The sequence below is a fragment of the Polyangium mundeleinium genome, from assembly GCF_028369105.1.
GTDB lineage: Bacteria > Myxococcota_A > Polyangia > Polyangiales > Polyangiaceae > Polyangium > Polyangium mundeleinium.
On the sequence record NZ_JAQNDO010000001.1, the window covers coordinates 6,406,094 to 6,421,914 of the forward strand.

Genomic DNA, 15,821 nt, shown 5'->3' on the forward strand with positions numbered 1-15,821 from the left:
TCCGATGAAACGTGCTCCGTTCTGGTTTTTCGCGCTCGTCGCGGCGTGCGGCGGCGCGCCGGCCTCGCTTTCGGCTCCTTCCGGCGGATCCGCATCCGCCTTCCCGCAGGCCACGCCCGGGGATCTGCCGGCGCCTTCGCTCCTGCCGCGGCCGACGTTCGACCTCCCGCCCGCCGCGGGCCCGTCCGCTTCGCTCGCGAACGTCCTCCGGGCGAGCCACAGCATCGTCGTCGGCACGATCTCCGACATCCACGCGTTCACGCGCCCCTGCGCGGTCGACCTCGTCCTCGACGTGCGCCCGGAAATGCGGCTCCTCGGCGACAGGTTCCAGGGAAACGAGCAACGTCCGCTCCTCGTTTCGTTCCCCCGCGCCGCGGACGAGAAGGGGTGCGAGCGCAACCCGCTCGGGTATCGCGGCGCCCCCGCGCTGTCGCGCTTCGTCGTCGGGCAACGCCTCGTCTTTTTCGTGGGCTTTCGCCGCGTGGTGGAGCGTGCTCCTGCGCCCCCCGCGTCGCGCTGGGATGCGCAAGGCCTCCATGATCCTTCCCTCTACGGCGACGACCTCCTCGGCGTCGCGGACGTGGACGAGATCCCCGCGATCGTGCGCCAGCGCGGTCCCCTCGTCACCGACGCGCAGCTCGCGCCCCTCGCGGGAAAACCGTCCTTTCGGGTCCAGGGCGACGTCGCGACCGACGCCGCGACGGGCCTCGCGTGGCAGCGGGACGTCGCGAAAACCGAGCTCAAGATCGTCGCCGCGACGCGCCATTGCGAGAACCTCGTGCTCGGGGGCCACGACGATTGGCGCTTGCCTCGTTACTTCGAGCTCGTCTCCATCGTCGACCACGGCCGCGGCAGCCCAGCGCTCGATCCCTCGGTGTTCCGGGGCCCGCCCGAAGGCTTGCTCTGGGCCGGCACCGAGGACGCGGGCGCTCCCTGGGTCCTCGACGTCGCGGATGGCAATCTTCAGTCGACCCATTACGACGAGCCGAGCCCGTACGGAAAATACAACGTCCGCTGCGTGCGCTCCGAGGAAGGCCCCTCGCTGCGCGCCGCGCTCCCCTTCGCGCGGTACCGGCGCGCGGGGGGGCTCGTCGAGGACGCGCTCCAGCGGCTCGGCTTTTCGGCGGCGATCGCGGCGCCCATGCGCTGGGCGGAGGCGAACACGTTCTGCGCTGCGAAGGTCGAGGCCGGCCACGACGATTTCCGGCTGCCCACGGTGCGCGAGCTCGTCAGCTTGTCCGAAGCGAACGATTGCGAGGTGCTCTGGAAGGACGAACCAGAGGGGGAGGATGGCCTCTGGACATCGACGCTCAACCCCGCGGACAAGAGCCACGCGTTCCAGGTGCGAAACCTCTGCTCGCCGCAGTACTGGTCCGAGCCGACGGTCGGGCCACCCGTGCTCGCGAGCGAGGGCGAGGAGCACGCGCGCTTCCGGGCCCTGTGCGTGCGTGACCTGCCGCCGATCCCCAAGGCCGGGGCCCAGGTGCAGAGCCGCTACCCGAGCGGCCACATCTTCGCCGAGGGCGCGCTGCGGAAGGGGAAACGGCACGGGACGTGGACGTACCACCACGATCAGGGTCCGCCGTGGATACGCCTCGAATACCGGGACGGCGTCCTCGACGGGGCATTTTCGGTGTTTTACGACAGCGGCGAGCGCCTCGCCGAGGGTGCGTTCGCCGGCGGCGCGCCGGCCGGTACGTGGACGCATTTCGACACGCTGGGCCGGCGCGCGTCCGTCGTCGCGCACGAACGGGGCGAGCGCTCCGGGCGCTCCACGACGTACACGCCCGAGGGGGCGAAGATCGCGCGGGAAGAGACCTGGGCCCGGGGCCTCCGGCAAGGGACCGTCGTCGACCATGACGAGGAGACGGGGACGAAGACGCGCGTGGCGCACTACAAAGCCGGCCTCCGCGAAGGCGCCGTCGAGACGTTCCACCCGAACGGCGCGCGCGCCATGGTCGGCCAGTATCGAGGGGACAAACCGGACGGCACGTTCACGCGGTTCCACCCGAACGGCGCGCGCGCGGCCGTCTTCTCGTTCCGCGGCGGCGAGCTCGACGGCCCCTACGAATCCTGGCACCCGGACGGCAAGCCCCACGAAAAAGGCACGTACCAGAAGGGCCTGCGCGACGGCGCTTGGACCGCGCTGTATCCCTCGGGCAAGCGCGCTGCGGAGGGCCAATTCCAGCGAGGCACGGGGACGCTGCGGGAATTCTACGAGAACGGCAAACCGCGGTACGAGCAGCCGCTCGTGGAGGGGCTCCGCGAGGGGACGACCGTGTTTTTCCGGGAAGACGGCTCCAAGGACCACGAGGTCGGCTTCTCCCGCGACACCCTCGACGGCATCTGGCGCGAATACGACCCGAGCGGGCGCTTGACGTTCGACCGGCACTTCGAAAAAGGCCGGGAGCACGGCCCCTTCGTGCGGTTTCATGCGAACGGCCAGAAGAACGAGGAGGGCACGTATGCGCACGGGCTGCAAGTCGGCCCCTACCGGCGCTGGGACGAGGAGGGCAGGCTCTCCGTGGAGGGCGTGTTCCAGGACGGCCTGCACCAGGGGACGTGGACCGATTACGTCGGCGGCAAGCCCTACATGCGGAGCTTTTACGAGCGCGGGGTCGAGGTGCGGGATCCCGAGCGGGTCGAGTCCCGCTGATCGCCATCGCGGGCCCCACGGTTCAGGTCGCTTGACTTTATAAGTCAGTTGCCTTGAATCTCCTCGCGGAAGTTCTGGTACGTTGGGGATCGGATCATGGCCAGCCCGAGGAAGCAGACGCACGGAAACGAGACCCGCGAGGTCATCCTCGCCGCCGCCGAGCGGCTCTTCGCCGAGCACGGGGTGGCGGCGGTCTCGAACCGGCAGGTGAGCGAAGCGGCAGGGCAGGCGAACAACTTCGCCGTCGGGTACCACTTCGGCACCAAGACCGACCTCGTGCTGGCCATCGTGCGCCGGCATGCGCCCTCGATCGAGCAGCGGCGCGTGGGGATGATCGCGGCGATCAAGGGTTCATCGGAGCTGCGCGACTGGGTCTCCTGCCTCGTGCGGCCCACCACCGAGCACCTCGCCGCGCTCGGCAGCCCCACCTGGTATGCCCGTTTCATCGCCCAGGTGACGACCGATCCCACCCTGCGGCAGCTCGTGATCGACGAGGCGATCGCCTCGGCGTCGATGCAGGAGATCATCCAGGGGCTGAACCGGATCATGCCGGTCCTGCCCGCGGAGGTGCGTGAGGAGCGCGCCGACATGGGGCGGCAGCTGATCGTGCACATGTGCGCCGAGCGCGAGCGCGCCCTGCAAGCGGGCACGGCCACGCCGCGCCCGACGTGGGAAGCCGCCGCGGTGGGGCTCGTGGACGCCCTGGTCGGGCTGTGGCAGGCCCCGTTCACCCCGACGAAATGATCGTACGACCTGGCACGACAAAAGAAGGAAGGAAGAATCGACCATGCGCGTGATCGTGGACGAGGAAAAGTGCTGCGGGGCAGGGCAGTGTGTGCTGCTCGCGCCGAAGGTGTTCGACCAGCGGGACGACGGCATCGTGATCCTGCTCGACGAATCGCCCGCGAAGGAGCTGCACACGGTCGTGCGCGAAGCGGTGACCGTATGCCCCGCGGCCGCGATAAGGCTGGAAGAGCACGAATGACGACGCCGACGAGCGTGCTCGTCGTGGGCGCCTCCGCAGGCGGCTTGTCCGTCGCGGAGGCGCTGCGGCGCGAGGGGTTCACGGGCAGCCTGACGCTCCTCGGCGCGGAGCGGCACCTGCCCTACGACCGGCCGCCGCTCTCGAAAAAGGTGCTGGGCGGCGCCTGGAAACCCGAGCAGACGCAGCTCCGGCCCGAGAGCGCGCTCGCGAAGCTCGAAGTAGAATTCGTCCTCGGCGACCCCGCCGTTCGCCTCGACGTGGGCGCGCGTGAGGTGACGACCGCGTCGGGGCGTTGCCTGCGGGCGGACGTGATCGTGCTGGCCACGGGTCTCGAGCCGCGCCGGCTGCCGGGGCAGGAGGCCTGGGCCGGCGTGCACGTGCTGCGCACGGTGGACGAGACGCTCGCCTTGCGGGCCGATCTGCTCGCGGGGCCACGGGTGGTCGTCGCGGGCGACGGCGTGCTCGGCACGGAGATCGCCGCGACCGCGCGCGGCATGGGGCTCGCGGTGACGATGGTCGGCCCGCAATCGGCGCCGCTCGCGAGTCAGTTCGGATCGCAGGTCGGCGGGTATCTGGCGAAGCTGCACGTGGATCAGGGGGTCGAGCTGCGGCTCGGGGTCGGCGTGACGGAGCTCTGCGGCGCGGAGGGACGGGTCTCCGGGGTGCGCCTGGCGAACGGCGAGGTGCTGCCCGCGGACGTGGTGGTGGTGGCGATTGGCTCGCGCCCGGCGACGGGATGGCTCGCGGGGAGCGGGCTCGCGCTGGCGGATGGAATCGTGTGTGATTCACGGTGCCAGGCGGCGGCCGGCATTTACGCCGTCGGCGACGTGGCGTTCTGGCATCACGAGGGGTTCGGCGTGGGGATGCGGCTGGAGAACCGGACGAATGCCGTCGAGCAGGCGATGGTGGTGGCGGCCAACATCCTCGGCAAGGACCGGCCGTACACGCCGGTGCCGTATTTCTGGACCGATCAATTCGACGCCAAGATCCAGGTGCACGGCTTCGTGTCTGCCGACGCCGAGGTGGCGATCGTGGAAGGGGATCCCGCGCTCCGGCAGTTCGTCGCGCTGTACGGGAGCCGCGGAAAGGTCACCGGGGTGCTCGGGTGGAACATGGTGAAGCAGACCCGGCAGCACCGGCAGCACGTGGTCGATGGGACGGCGTGGAGCGAGGTGGTCGCCGCGGCGCGGGTGGCCTCGACCTGAAATACGTCAGAGCGCCTCGATGAGGCTCACTTGCCAGAGCGAGCAGGTCTCGCGTTTGCCCCCGGCCGGCGAGCGTCCGCCGGTGATGCGGACCTTCGCGCCCACGCCCACGACCTTGCCGTCGCTCGTGTGGAGCTTGAGGTCCTTGTCCGAGAAGCTCTTCGGCAGGCGCTCCATCTGATTCTTGCCGTCGCCGACCGGCACGTCGGCGTTGACGCGTTTGCCCTTGCCGTCAGGCTCGGCGAAGAGGTTGAAGTCGCACGTGTCACTGCAGACTTTCACCGAGCTTCGCAGCGGTCCGACGTAGCCCTCGATCGCCACGCGCTTCGTGACGTTCAGGCCCTTCTCCATGGTGGGGTCGAACTCGGCGCTGCAGACGTTTTCGAACGTGACGGGCGTACCGGGCTTGGGCTTCTCGCAGCCGAGGCCGAGGGTGGCGAGCAGGGCCGCGGCGGCGAGACCAACGGGGAGGCGGGTCGCTGGAAGACGCATCGTACCGCGGACGTTATCCGAAATTGGTCAGTCGTTCACATCTTTGTGCACCTCTCTCCCATCGTGGTACGGACGACATCTCATGCGACGGTTTCTCGGCTCGATGCTCGCCCTCGCGCTCGCTCCTCTGGCCTCGGCCCACGCCGCGCCGAAAGAGCCTCGCGCGGGGCTCGCGTATTACGCGAATCCGCGCACGCTCTCCCACGTGGCCGCGAAATTCGGTCTTTCGGTCGACGAGATCGCGCGGCTGAACGGCATCAAGAACAAGCACAACTTCAATCGGTATGGGCTCGTCTTGCCCGACGTACCCTCGACCCGAAAGCTCCCGCGTTATGTACCTTGGACGCCGGCACGACAACGCGCGGCGTGCCCGGTCACGCCGTGGAAGTTCGTCGCGACCGCCGAGGAGAAGGGCTGCATGGACGCCTATTGCGGGACCGGCCCCGGCGGCGCGCGAGCGTGCCTGTGCCGCGACGATCAGGCCGATACGTCGATGGTCCTCACCACGAACGGCAAGACCCTGCGCCTGCCCGTGGAGGTCTCCGCCTTCAATCCGTGGGGATCGAGCTTCGTGGACGTGGCGTCCGCCGATCTCGACGGCGACGGCGCGCCCGAGGTGATGCTCTCGGTGCTGCAAACGGTCTCGAATGGGCTCGGCCAGGAGTATCGCCCGCTCATCGTCGTTCGCGACGGCCGGGAAATGCTGCGCTATGACAGCGGCATGTTCACCGCGAAAACGGCGCTCGTTCGCGTGGGCAAGGAGTGCCACCTGGCCACGGCCCACTGGGAAGAAGTGACCCATCCCCTCAAAGGGCCGGCCCTTCACCTCGTGGAGCGCACGTTCGACCCGACGAACCTTCGCGTCGACCGCGAGCTCACAGGGATTCGCGCCGGCGAAGGCCAGATCTACGAGCTTCCTTTCGACCCGCTCGCCCCGCGCACCCTGCCCACGCAGTCGGGCACGCTGGTCGGGATCTTCCGCGAAGACGTCGGCACGACCATCAAGCTTCGCACGGCCTCGGGGACGAAATCCCTGCCCAATGCCCGCTTCGGCGACGCGAGCACCGGGCGCGTGTTCCCCTTGGGCTTTGTTCCGAGCAAGGTCCCGAAGGGAGAAGCGGTCTTCGGTCGCTCGCACGACACCGATATCGTGTGGCTGCCCGGCCCGAGCAAACGATAGCCGTCAGCGCGGGTGGCGTTGCGCGGCGAATTGCGTCGCGCGGTCCCTGCTCCAGATGTCCATCATCCAGCCCGGGTATTCGGCGCGCAGCTTGCTCACCTCGTCGAGCTGCAAAAGCTCCTCGGCGTCCAGGGTCACGTCGACGGAGGCGAGTGTATCGCTGAGCTGGTCTGTACGTTTGGCGCCGAGGATGACGCTCGTGACGGACTTCTGGTGCAAGAGCCACGCAATGGCGAGCTGCGCCACGGTGACGCCTTTGCGCGCCGCCATGGCGGCGAGCACGTCGACGATGTCGTAGCCGCGCTCGGGATCCACGGGCGGAAACGCAAACGCCGTGCGGCGGCTGCCCTCGATCTCCCGCTGCGCGCGGGTGTATTTGCCGCTCAGGAAACCACCGGCGAGCGGGCTCCAGACGAGCAAGCCGAGGCCTTCGCTTTGCAGCATCGGCACGATCTCGCGCTCCAGCTCACGACCCGCGATCGTGTAATACGCCTGCACCGAGGCGATCTTCGCGACGCCATGCAGCGCCGAGAGGCCGAGCGCCTTGGCCATTTGCCAGGCCGCCCAGTTCGATACGCCGATGTAACGGACGAGCCCTTGCCGCACGAGATCCGAGAGGGCCTCGAGCGACTCCTCGATGGGCGTGGCCGGATCGAAGCCGTGGAGCTGATACAGATCGATGTGATCGAGCTGAAGCCGTTCGAGGCTCGCGCGGACGGCGTCCATGATATGACCCCGCGAGGAGCCGTGGCTGTTCGGGCCCCGACCCGCCGGGCCGAAGACCTTCGTGGCGACGACGATCTCGCTGCGCCGGATGCCGAGGTTCTTGAGCGCCTGGCCCGTGATGCGTTCGGAATGACCTTCCGAATAGGTGTCTGCCGTGTCGAGGAAGTTGACGCCGGCCTCGATCGCCTTTGCCACGAGCGCATCCGCCTCCGCTTGCTGGACCTGGCCGAGGAAACCAAAGGGCCCCTGTCCGCCGAACGTCATGGTGCCGAAGCAAAGCTCCGAAACGTAAAGACCGGTGCTCCCAAGCTTGTTGTAGCGCATGAATCGCGACCTCCGAGGCAGGGTATAGCCCTCGGCCTACCTTTCGAGTAGACTCCACGATCGAAAAGGGCTCTTGAGCCAGGTTCAACGATGAGACGAGAAGACTGGCCCGATCTCGTGGCCTTCGCGGCCATCGCCGAAGAGCAGAGTTTTACGCGGGCCGCGGCGCGCCTCGGCGTCTCCACGTCGGCGTTGAGCCACGCCATGCGCGCCCTCGAAGAGCGCCTCGGCGTGCTCCTCTTGACCCGCACCACCCGCAGCGTCGCCCCGACGGACGCGGGCGAGCGGCTGCTCGCGACGTTGAAGCCGGCCATGGACGACGTCGCGTCGGCGGTGGAGTCGCTCGGGACGCTGCGTGATAAGCCAGCGGGGCACGTGCGCCTGACGGTGCATTCGCTGGCCATGCGGTCGATCACGCCGCGCTTGCCCGCGTTTGCCCGCGCCTTTCCCGACGTCGTCGTGGACATCACGGTCGACAACGAGAGGACCGATATCGTCGCGAACCGCTTCGACGCCGGCGTTCGTTACGGAGAGCTCGTCGACAAGGACATGATCTCCGTGCGCATCGGCCCGGACGAGCGCGGCCTCGTGGTCGCTTCGCCGGCTTATTTCGAGCGGTTTCCTCCGCCGAAGAAGCCCCAGGACATCGCCAAGCATCGTTGCCTCTGCGCGCGGCTTTCGCCCGGGGGGCCCCTCTATCGGTGGGAGCTCGAAAAACGGGGGCGATCCGTGCGCGTCGCGGCGCCGCCGGTCTTCATCACGAACGACAGCGATTCGCTGCTCGCGGCGGCGCTCGCAGGGATGGGCCTCGCCTATGTGATGGAGTCGGTCGTGCTCCCGCACCTGCGTTCGGGCGCGCTGGTCCGGGCGCTCGAGGATTGGTGTCCACCATTCCCAGGGAGCTTCCTTTATTATCCGAGCCGCCGTCAGCTCACGCCGGCCCTGCGGGCGTTGATCGAGGCGCTCCGGTACCCCGCGCCGGCCGCCGCCCCTCGCGAGGCTGCGCGGTAGGGAGGGCTAAGAAACGAGCGCGAACGTGACCGTCAATGGCAAATGGTCCGACGGCTCGCTCGCGGACGGCATCACGGTGTCGCGGCTGAGACGCGGGAGGACGCCGGGACGTGGGTCGAGCCGGCCCTCGGAAGAGAGCAGGTAATCGATTTTGCGCGGGCGGCCGTTGATCGCGGTCGTGTCCCACGGTCGCTGCGCGCGGCAGCTCTCGGCGAGGCCGCGCTCGTAGGCCGCGGCGAGCACCACGCTCTGCGAGGTCGCGTTGAAATCGCCCGCGACGAGCCAGGTGACGTCGGCGGGAGCGGCGTCGCGGGAGGCGAGGAGCTCGAGCATCTGGCGGTGTCCGAGGTGCTCGTCGGTCGGCGTGCTGTCGGGCTGCCACGTCAGGTGGGTCGTCGCGACGTGGAGGGGTCGGGTATCGACGGTGAGGCGCGCGATCAGCGCGAGGTCGTCGTCGCCGGGCCGGTGTGCCGCGAAATGCAGCACGTCGTGGCCGTGCCACGTGAAGAGCGCGCGACGCGCAAACAGGGCCGAGCCCTCGCGGCGGCCCGTCCGCTGCGCGTAGGCGCTCGCGTGGGTCGCGTCGAGGCGGGCGCAGAGCGCCTCGTACAGGTCGGGCTCGACCTCCTGCAGGCACAGAAGGTCGGATCCGAGGGCATCGATGCGCGCGAGCAGGCGGGCGCGGCGGGTCGCGGGATCGAGGGCATCCGCCGGCGAGCCCCGGTAGCGATCGGGCCGCACGTAGCACTGGGCGAGCACGTTGTAGGTCGTGGCCGAAAAGGTCGTCGTCATCGAGGGCAACCGTAGAGACCTTCGGCCGCAGCGACCAGGACACGATTCCGGACAAGGCCTCGGTCAGCCGAGCGCCCGCCCCAGGAAACGCGCCCCCGGGAAGGGGTTGTGGCTCGGCCCTCACGTGTTCGACCTGCCGCTCGACCTGTGCCACCCTCCGGCCCTCGGGTGTGACCACGATGAAGCGCCTCGCATGGTTTCTCCTGGCAATGGCTCCCCTCGTCGCGGTCCCCGCGGCGTTCACCGCGGTCCTCGCCACGGGATCGCCCGTTCTCCGCACCACGATTCCAATCGAGGCCCGCGCGCGAGGTCACTGCACGTGGCATTGCCACAACCACGGCTGTTCCCACACGCCGCATCTCCCGCGCGCGCTCGCGGGCGACGAGGGTCTGTACGGCGCGACGATCGCAGGCCTGAAGGCCGCGGGGAGGGCCGTCGTGCCCGATAAGCCCCACGTGGGCTACGGCGTGGTGAACCTCGCGGTATTCTGTGTGGCGTGGCCGGGGATCATGTACGCGCTCTACCTCGTGGCCCTCTCGCAAAGGCGCAAGATCCGCGCGCTCCGGCGAGGTGCGTCGTGACGCAGTTCGGGTTCACCCTTTACGCCGCGTGCGTGGACTTCATGGTTCGCGTGGCCGCGCTCGCGGGGGCGACGTACCGCGATGCGAATGCGTTCCTGTTCTTCGTGCTCTGGCCCGTGGTGACGGTCGCGCTGCTCGCGATCGTGGCGTGGCAAGCCGTCGTGCTGCGGCGGCTCGAGCGTCGCCGATGAAACGTCAAAGCCCTCGCGTGTGCTCGGGCCGGAGCCGGATCCGGCCGGAGAGCGCGGCGTCGATGACGTCGAGGATCCGCGCGCGATCGTGCGGGAGACGTCCCCCGATGGGCAGGTAATTCGACGCGTGGTTCGTCCGAAAAAGCGCCTCCGTGGGCGTGGCCTCGGCGACGAAGACACGCAGCTCGCGGAGCAGGCCGTGGACGTCGGGCAAAACGAAGCGGCCGCGTCGCTCCAGCGTGGCGAGGGGGGTGTCGGGGACGACGGTCAACGTGAGCGCCGCGAGGTAATCGGGATCCATCGCAGTCGCGAGGCGAGCCGAGGCGCGCGCATGTTCGTCCGTGCGCTCGGTGCCGCCCGCGCCGAGGAGGAAAATCGCCGAGGTCTTCAGGCCCGCGTCCCGGGCGCGGCGCGCGGCCTCGACGTGATCGTCGAACGAGGAGCCCTTGGCAATCCGCTTGAGCACGAGGTCGTCGCCGGATTCGGGGCCGATGTAAAGAAGCGCGAGGCCACGCTCGCGCAAGGTGCGGAGCTCGTCGCTGGTTTTCTCCAGCAAATTGGTCGCCATCGCGTAACAGCTCACCTGCCGGAGGTTCGGGAAGGCGCGGCGGCAGGCGTCGAGGAGGGCGAGCCAATGATCGAGGGGCAAAACGAGGGCATCCCCGTCGGCGACGAAGACCTTTTCCACGTGGTCGCCGAAGGCCGCGCCCGCGGACGTGATGTCTTGCAGGGTCTCGGCGAGGTCGCGGATGCGAAAGGTTTTGTCCCGGTACATGTCGCAGTACGTGCACTTGTTCCAGGAGCAGCCGATCGTGGCCTGCAGGATGTACGAGTGCGCCTCGCTGGGCGGACGGTAGAGCTTGCCTTCGTAGCGCATCGCCGCGAGGAGCCTACCCGAGCCGCGTGGAAGAGGCCAGCGGGCGGCCTGCCGACCCGCCGCGCGCGTGGTACCGTGCCGGCGCTGATGCCTCCCGCCCCGCGACGCCGATCCTTTGCAGCACCAACCATCTGCGCCGCGGGCCGCGACCTGTGACGATGTCCCCCCGCACCTCCACCGCGACCGGCTTCTCGGCCATCCTCCTCTGGTCCCTGCTCGCTCTCTTCACCACGGCGTCGGGCAAAGTCCCGCCGTTCCAGCTCGCCGCCATGACGTTTCTCGTGGGCGGCCTCGCGGGCGTCGCCACCTGGATCCCGCGGCCACACGCCATTCGATCGCTGAGGCAACGGCCCATCGTCTGGGCCCTCGGCACGGGCGGTCTCTTCGGGTATCACGCCCTCTATTTCGCGGCTTTGCGCTGGGCGCCGCCCGCCGAGTCCGGCCTCGTCAATTACCTCTGGCCCCTGCTCATCGTGCTCTTCTCGTCGTTTTTGCCCGGCGAGCGATTGCGCGCGGCCCATGTCGGCGGGGCGCTCCTCGGCTTCGGGGGGATCCTCGTGCTTTTCCTCGGCCGCGGCGCCCTGGACGCCCGCGCCGAGCACCTGCCGGGGTATGCCTGCGCGTTCGCGGCAGCCTTCGTATGGGCGGGGTATTCCGTTCTCTCGCGGCGCTTCGGCGAGGTCCCGACCGATGCCGTGGCCGGCTTCTGCCTGGCGACCTCCGCCCTGAGCTTCCTCGGGCATCTCGTATTCGAAACGACCGTTTGGCCTGAAAACACGACCCAATGGCTCGCGCTCCTCGCGCTCGGCGTCGGCCCGGTCGGGATCGCGTTTTATGTGTGGGACATCGGCGTGAAGCGCGGGGACATCCGGCTGCTCGGCGTGGCGTCGTATGCCGCGCCGGTGTTATCGACCTCGATCCTCGTCCTCGCCGGCCATGCGGAGCCGAGCTTCACGCTCGCCGTCTCCTGCGGGCTGATCGTCGCGGGCGCGCTGGTCGCGACGCTCGGGACGAAGCGCCCCGATCCACTGGTCTCATCGTGAAGCCGCAGAGCTGGGGCGTTGCCCCAGGCCCCAGGAGGGGGCTGTCCGCCCCCTCCACCCCGGACCAGCCAGGGGCTGGACCCAGGGTCGATGAACTGCGCGATGCGCAGTTCATCGAACAGGCCCGGGTCAAGACCGGTAGCGGCGTTGCCAACCGAGACAGGCACGCGGCCTTCCAGCGGGTCGGTGGTAAGACCATGGGGGGTCGCTGGCGTCGGTTCGAGGAGCTGCGCGATGCGCAGTTCCTCGATGAGGCCGTGTCGTCAAGCTTGGGGGCCGAGCCAAAAGGCGACGGGGACGTGTGTGCGAGAGATGGGGGGGCATGGTCTGAAGAGACGACGTCGAGCCTCCGGAGGTACGAGGCCGTGCCTTGGAGGGACGGGAACGTGTCTCTGGGGCGTGCGGTCGAGCCTCCGGAGGTACGAGGCCGTGCCTTGGAGGGACGGGGTCGTGCCTTGGAGGGACGGGAACGTGTCTCTGGGGCGTGCGGTCGAGCCTCCGGAGGTACGAGGCCGTGCCTTGGAGGTACGAGGCCGTGCCTTGGAGGGACGAGGCCGTGCCTTGGAGGAACGGGGGCGATGGTAGGCGCGGCGGGCCCGTGGCGTCGAGAGATGGGCACGATGTAGGGAGACCATGGGCTCATCGCCGAAGACCTACGGCCCCATTGCGTGGAGGGACGGAGCCGTGCCGTTTGGAACGTGAGGCCACCGCGTCACGCCATGACGTCATGCGACGAGACGTTGGCCGCCGACCTGTCAGCGCTGCGGCCTTTGGTAGGCAGGCTCATCCCTGGTCTTGACCGGCGGAGGCGTTCCCCACCAACACAGCCGCGCTGCGGCTTCTGCTGGCCCCCCGGCTCCTTCGTCGGCCCGTTTGAAAAACTGCGCGGAGCGCAGTTTTTCAACCCTGGGTCCAGCCCCTGGCTGGTCCGGGGTCGAGGGGGCGGACAGCCCCCCGCGGGGACCGGGGCGGCGCCCCGGCGCGGCGCTTCCCAGAGGAGACCCATGCTCAGCCCGTAGAGCAGCCTATTTGCTCGACGGCGTCCCCGATCGTTTCTCGGAAAAGCCGTGTTCTTCGAGCTTCGCGTAGAGCTGCGGGCGCGGAATGCCGAGGAGCTTGGCCGCCAGGGTGCGGTTGCCGTCGGCGCGCTGGAGCGCGGACGCGAGCAGATCCCGCTCCAGCCGGGCCACGGCCTCGCGCAGTGGAAGGCCGAGGTAGCGGTTCGTGGGCTCGGTCGGGGACGCGGGGGTCGCGAGCTCGGGCGGGAGCGCGTCGGCGTCGATGACCTCGCCGTGGCACATTTCGGCCGCGCGGCGGACCACGAGGAACAGCTCGCGGACGTTGCCCGGCCAGTCGTGGCGCACGAGCGCGGCCATCGCCTCCTCGGAGATCGCGCGCGCGCGTGTTCCCACGATCGCCCGCGAGACGAGCAGCGCCACGTCGCTCCGGCGCTCGCGCAGCGGTGGAACGGCGATTTCGAGGACCGCGAGCTGATAATAAAGCTCCGCGATCAGAGGGACCTCCAGTGAGCCGGGCGCGAGCCGCGCCAGCGTGACGACGCGGACCGGCGGTGATTCGGAGAGCCAAGCGGCGAACGCGCCTTGCGCCGCCGGCGTCAGATCCCCCGCGCCGTCGACGAGGAGGGTTCCGCCCGCGCGCGCGCCTGCGAGCATCCCCCGAAGCTCGGCGGCGTCCGTCGACGGATCGACGCGCACGACGACGAGCGGCTCGCTGGCGCGGCTCGAATACTCGTGGATCGCGCGGGCCACGAGCTCCTTGCCGGCGCCGGCCTCGCCCTTGACGAGCACGGGGGCCTGCGATCCGGCGGCGCGGCCGATGAGCTTCCAGACTGCGTGCATGGCCGCGCTCCGCCCTACGAGCGGCGTGCTCTCCGCGAGTGCCTCCACGGCCGCCGGAGGCGCGCGCCGCTGCTTGACCGCGCGCGCGACGGTGGCGACGAGGCGCTGCAAATCGAAGGGTTTTGTCAGATAATCGAAGGCCCCGTCGCGCATCGCCTCGATGGTGCGCTCGCCGTCGTCGTACGCGGTGGCCACGATCACGGGCAGATCGCGGTGTTGGCCCGTCCGGAGCTCGCGCAAGAGCTCGAGGCCGCTGCCGTCCTTGAGACGGATGTCGACCAGGGCGCAGTCGAACGTGTTCGGCTCGGCGAGCCGCGTCCGCGCCTCGGCCAGGCTCGCGGCGGCCACGGTCGTGTGCCCCACGCGCGCCAGGGCTGTCGCGAGCCCGAGCCGGATGCCTTTTTCGTCGTCCACGATGAGCACCGTGCTCATGCCGCGCCTCCTTCGGCCGGAACGGAGAGCTCGAACCGCGTGACGCCGCCCTCGCGCTGGTAGGTGAGCCGCCCGCCGCTCGCCACCGCGATGGCCCGCGACACCGCGAGGCCGAGCCCCGTGCCCTCGGGTTTCGTCGTGAAAAATGGCTCGAAGAGCTCGGAGACGCGATCCTCGGGGACGCCGTCGCCGTCGTCCTCGACCGTCAGCACCGACAAGCCCCCGTGCCGCTCGATCTGCACGCGCACCTCGGCCCCCGACGGCGACGCCTCGACGCCGTTCTTGACGAGGTTGTCCACGGCGCGGGCGCAAGCGTCGGGGTCGACGACGGCGCGCGCGCGGCCGCTCACGGCCAGGGAGACGCCTCGCTCCTTCGCCCAGGTCGAGAGCAAGCCGAGCCGCCGATCGACCACGTCGCGGAGCTCCGTGTCCACGCGTCGGCCGATCCGGCGGCCGCTGACGACCAGGAAATCCGTGAGGAGGCGATCGAGCCGCGTGATCTCCTCGTCCACCGCGTCGAGCTCCTGCGCGACCTCGGCCGGGACGCCCTCGGAGGTGCGCGCCATGTCGACGCGCAGCTTGATCGACGCGAGCGGGTTGCGGACCTCGTGCGCGACGCCGGCGACGACCCGGCCGAGCGCGGCCAGGCGCTCTTTGCGGCCGAGCTCCTCGGCGAGCCGCTCCCGCTCATGCTCGGCCGCCGCGAGGCTCGCCGCCAGGCTCGCGACGCCCTCGGCCACGCTCGAAAGCTCGGCGAGCGCGGGGCGCGGGACTTCGGACGTGAGATCCTCCTCCAGCGCCGCGAGCGACCGCTTGAGCCCGCGCGCCCCGCGCGTGGCGGCGATCACGGTGCCGAGCGCGATCACGCCGAGGAGCACGGTCGCCGACGTGAGCAGGCCTGCGATGAGGCGCCAGGTGCCGACGAGCTTGGACATCGACACGGTGTAGGCGACCCAGAGCAAGCGGCCGTCGGCGCTCCGCCGCGCGCCGAGGAAGAGCGTGCCTTCGCCGACGTCGAGCGCCCCGACCTCGGCGCGATCCCGCTTTGCTACGGCCGCGAGCGTGGAGAGCGCGCGATCGGCCTCGCTGGAGATGCCCGAGCGGATCGGGATCGGCCCTCCGGGGACGGCCGGATCCTGGGCGGTGCCGCCACGCAGCCCGAGCACGGTGAACCGCGCGGCGCCGCCGTCCGCGTCGGGCTGCTCGGCCCAGCGGGCGAGCTCGCGTTGCACGAGGTCGCGGCCGCGCTCCAGGCGTTGCTCGCTCGACATGCGGATGACGCGGTTCACCGACACGACCGAGACCCCGAACACGAGCGAGGCCAGGATCGTCACGGCTCCGAGCAGCCACCTCAACGACACACGCGGGAGCCTCATCAGGGCGGACGAATGATGTCCCGAATCCTGACAGGTGTCATGGCCCGTGACGAAGCAGGGGACGGCCTCGATCGGGCCGAGCCTCGGCCCG

Annotated in this window: 15 protein-coding genes; 9 read left to right on the forward strand and 6 right to left on the reverse strand. The window is 69.7% G+C overall.

The window, feature by feature from the left end; genetic code table 11:
* The first annotated feature begins 4 nt into the window (after positions 1–4).
* The 4 genes from POL67_RS25495 to POL67_RS25510 all read left to right on the forward strand — a co-directional run bounded on the left by POL67_RS25495 (position 5) and on the right by POL67_RS25510 (position 4,846).
* Positions 5–2,656 carry an Lcl domain-containing protein gene (locus POL67_RS25495; protein WP_271921537.1) on the forward strand — a complete coding sequence of 884 codons (2,652 nt, stop codon included), beginning with the start codon at positions 5–7 and terminating at the stop codon, positions 2,654–2,656.
* A 96-nt stretch (positions 2,657–2,752) separates the two neighbouring features.
* Positions 2,753–3,400 (forward strand): TetR/AcrR family transcriptional regulator, encoded by a 648-nt coding sequence (locus tag POL67_RS25500; protein ID WP_271921539.1) that lies wholly within the window; start codon positions 2,753–2,755, stop codon positions 3,398–3,400.
* 43 nt (positions 3,401–3,443) lie between these two features.
* Entirely contained in the window at positions 3,444–3,641 is a 198-nt protein-coding gene (locus POL67_RS25505; protein ID WP_271921541.1) for a ferredoxin, read from the forward strand.
* A complete protein-coding gene (locus tag POL67_RS25510; RefSeq protein ID WP_271921543.1) occupies positions 3,638–4,846 on the forward strand; it encodes an NAD(P)/FAD-dependent oxidoreductase in 1,209 nt (402 codons plus the stop codon). The genes POL67_RS25505 and POL67_RS25510 overlap by 4 nt, the downstream gene beginning before the upstream one ends.
* Positions 4,847–4,852: 6 nt before the next feature.
* On the opposite strand, the gene POL67_RS25515 is transcribed toward POL67_RS25510, so the two are convergent.
* Entirely contained in the window at positions 4,853–5,338 is a 486-nt protein-coding gene (locus POL67_RS25515; RefSeq protein ID WP_271921545.1) for a hypothetical protein, read from the reverse strand.
* An 82-nt stretch (positions 5,339–5,420) separates the two neighbouring features.
* On the opposite strand from POL67_RS25515, the gene POL67_RS25520 reads away from it, so the two are divergent.
* Positions 5,421–6,518: a LysM peptidoglycan-binding domain-containing protein gene (locus POL67_RS25520; protein WP_271921547.1), complete on the forward strand. Its 1,098-nt coding sequence runs from the start codon at positions 5,421–5,423 to the stop codon at positions 6,516–6,518.
* Positions 6,519–6,521: 3 nt separating this feature from the next.
* On the opposite strand, the gene POL67_RS25525 is transcribed toward POL67_RS25520, so the two are convergent.
* Positions 6,522–7,568, reverse strand: coding sequence for an aldo/keto reductase (locus POL67_RS25525; RefSeq protein WP_271921549.1), 1,047 nt, complete (start codon positions 7,566–7,568; stop codon positions 6,522–6,524).
* 90 nt (positions 7,569–7,658) lie between these two features.
* Here POL67_RS25525 and POL67_RS25530 point away from each other — a divergent pair, with 90 nt between their 5' ends.
* Positions 7,659–8,579, forward strand: a complete 921-nt coding sequence (locus POL67_RS25530) for a LysR family transcriptional regulator (protein WP_271921551.1) — start codon at positions 7,659–7,661, stop codon at positions 8,577–8,579.
* Between the two features lie 6 nt (positions 8,580–8,585).
* Here POL67_RS25530 and POL67_RS25535 read toward each other — a convergent pair whose 3' ends face one another.
* Positions 8,586–9,371 carry an endonuclease/exonuclease/phosphatase family protein gene (locus tag POL67_RS25535; protein ID WP_271921553.1) on the reverse strand — a complete coding sequence of 262 codons (786 nt, stop codon included), beginning with the start codon at positions 9,369–9,371 and terminating at the stop codon, positions 8,586–8,588.
* 179 nt (positions 9,372–9,550) lie between these two features.
* Here POL67_RS25535 and POL67_RS25540 point away from each other — a divergent pair, with 179 nt between their 5' ends.
* Positions 9,551–9,952, forward strand: a complete 402-nt coding sequence (locus tag POL67_RS25540; protein WP_271921555.1) for a hypothetical protein — start codon at positions 9,551–9,553, stop codon at positions 9,950–9,952.
* Entirely contained in the window at positions 9,949–10,143 is a 195-nt protein-coding gene (locus tag POL67_RS25545; protein WP_271921557.1) for a hypothetical protein, read from the forward strand. Before POL67_RS25540 ends, POL67_RS25545 begins: the two co-directional genes overlap by 4 nt.
* Positions 10,144–10,147: 4 nt before the next feature.
* On the opposite strand, the gene POL67_RS25550 is transcribed toward POL67_RS25545, so the two are convergent.
* On the reverse strand, positions 10,148–11,020 hold the full coding sequence (locus tag POL67_RS25550; RefSeq protein WP_271921559.1) for a radical SAM protein: 873 nt from the start codon (positions 11,018–11,020) through the stop codon (positions 10,148–10,150).
* A gap of 158 nt (positions 11,021–11,178) precedes the next feature.
* Here POL67_RS25550 and yddG point away from each other — a divergent pair, with 158 nt between their 5' ends.
* Positions 11,179–12,063, forward strand: a complete 885-nt coding sequence (gene yddG / locus POL67_RS25555; RefSeq protein ID WP_271921561.1) for an aromatic amino acid exporter YddG — start codon at positions 11,179–11,181, stop codon at positions 12,061–12,063.
* Between the two features lie 1,025 nt (positions 12,064–13,088).
* Here yddG and POL67_RS25560 read toward each other — a convergent pair.
* Both POL67_RS25560 and POL67_RS25565 read right to left on the reverse strand, forming a co-directional pair.
* The gene (locus tag POL67_RS25560; RefSeq protein ID WP_271921563.1) at positions 13,089–14,354 is read right to left on the reverse strand and encodes a sigma-54-dependent transcriptional regulator; all 1,266 of its coding nucleotides are present in this window, start codon (positions 14,352–14,354) and stop codon (positions 13,089–13,091) included.
* Complete coding sequence (locus tag POL67_RS25565; RefSeq protein WP_271921565.1) at positions 14,351–15,688, reverse strand: sensor histidine kinase; 1,338 nt, start codon at positions 15,686–15,688, stop codon at positions 14,351–14,353. Before POL67_RS25565 ends, POL67_RS25560 begins: the two co-directional genes overlap by 4 nt.
* Positions 15,689–15,821 lie beyond the last annotated feature (133 nt).

Excerpts from the sequence above, each read along its gene's own strand:
- POL67_RS25535 (WP_271921553.1), bottom strand. The coding sequence starts at position 9,371 with ATGACGACGACCTTTTCGGCCACGACCTACAACGTGCTCGCCCAGTGC.
- POL67_RS25515 (WP_271921545.1), bottom strand. The coding sequence starts at position 5,338 with ATGCGTCTTCCAGCGACCCGCCTCCCCGTTGGTCTCGCCGCCGCGGCC.
- POL67_RS25520 (WP_271921547.1), top strand. The coding sequence starts at position 5,421 with ATGCGACGGTTTCTCGGCTCGATGCTCGCCCTCGCGCTCGCTCCTCTG.
- yddG (WP_271921561.1), top strand. The coding sequence starts at position 11,179 with ATGTCCCCCCGCACCTCCACCGCGACCGGCTTCTCGGCCATCCTCCTC.
- POL67_RS25505 (WP_271921541.1), top strand. The coding sequence starts at position 3,444 with ATGCGCGTGATCGTGGACGAGGAAAAGTGCTGCGGGGCAGGGCAGTGT.
- POL67_RS25550 (WP_271921559.1), bottom strand. The coding sequence starts at position 11,020 with ATGCGCTACGAAGGCAAGCTCTACCGTCCGCCCAGCGAGGCGCACTCG.
- POL67_RS25525 (WP_271921549.1), bottom strand. The coding sequence starts at position 7,568 with ATGCGCTACAACAAGCTTGGGAGCACCGGTCTTTACGTTTCGGAGCTT.
- POL67_RS25540 (WP_271921555.1), top strand. The coding sequence starts at position 9,551 with ATGAAGCGCCTCGCATGGTTTCTCCTGGCAATGGCTCCCCTCGTCGCG.
- POL67_RS25500 (WP_271921539.1), top strand. The coding sequence starts at position 2,753 with ATGGCCAGCCCGAGGAAGCAGACGCACGGAAACGAGACCCGCGAGGTC.
- POL67_RS25510 (WP_271921543.1), top strand. The coding sequence starts at position 3,638 with ATGACGACGCCGACGAGCGTGCTCGTCGTGGGCGCCTCCGCAGGCGGC.
- POL67_RS25560 (WP_271921563.1), bottom strand. The coding sequence starts at position 14,354 with ATGAGCACGGTGCTCATCGTGGACGACGAAAAAGGCATCCGGCTCGGG.
- POL67_RS25495 (WP_271921537.1), top strand. The coding sequence starts at position 5 with ATGAAACGTGCTCCGTTCTGGTTTTTCGCGCTCGTCGCGGCGTGCGGC.
- POL67_RS25530 (WP_271921551.1), top strand. The coding sequence starts at position 7,659 with ATGAGACGAGAAGACTGGCCCGATCTCGTGGCCTTCGCGGCCATCGCC.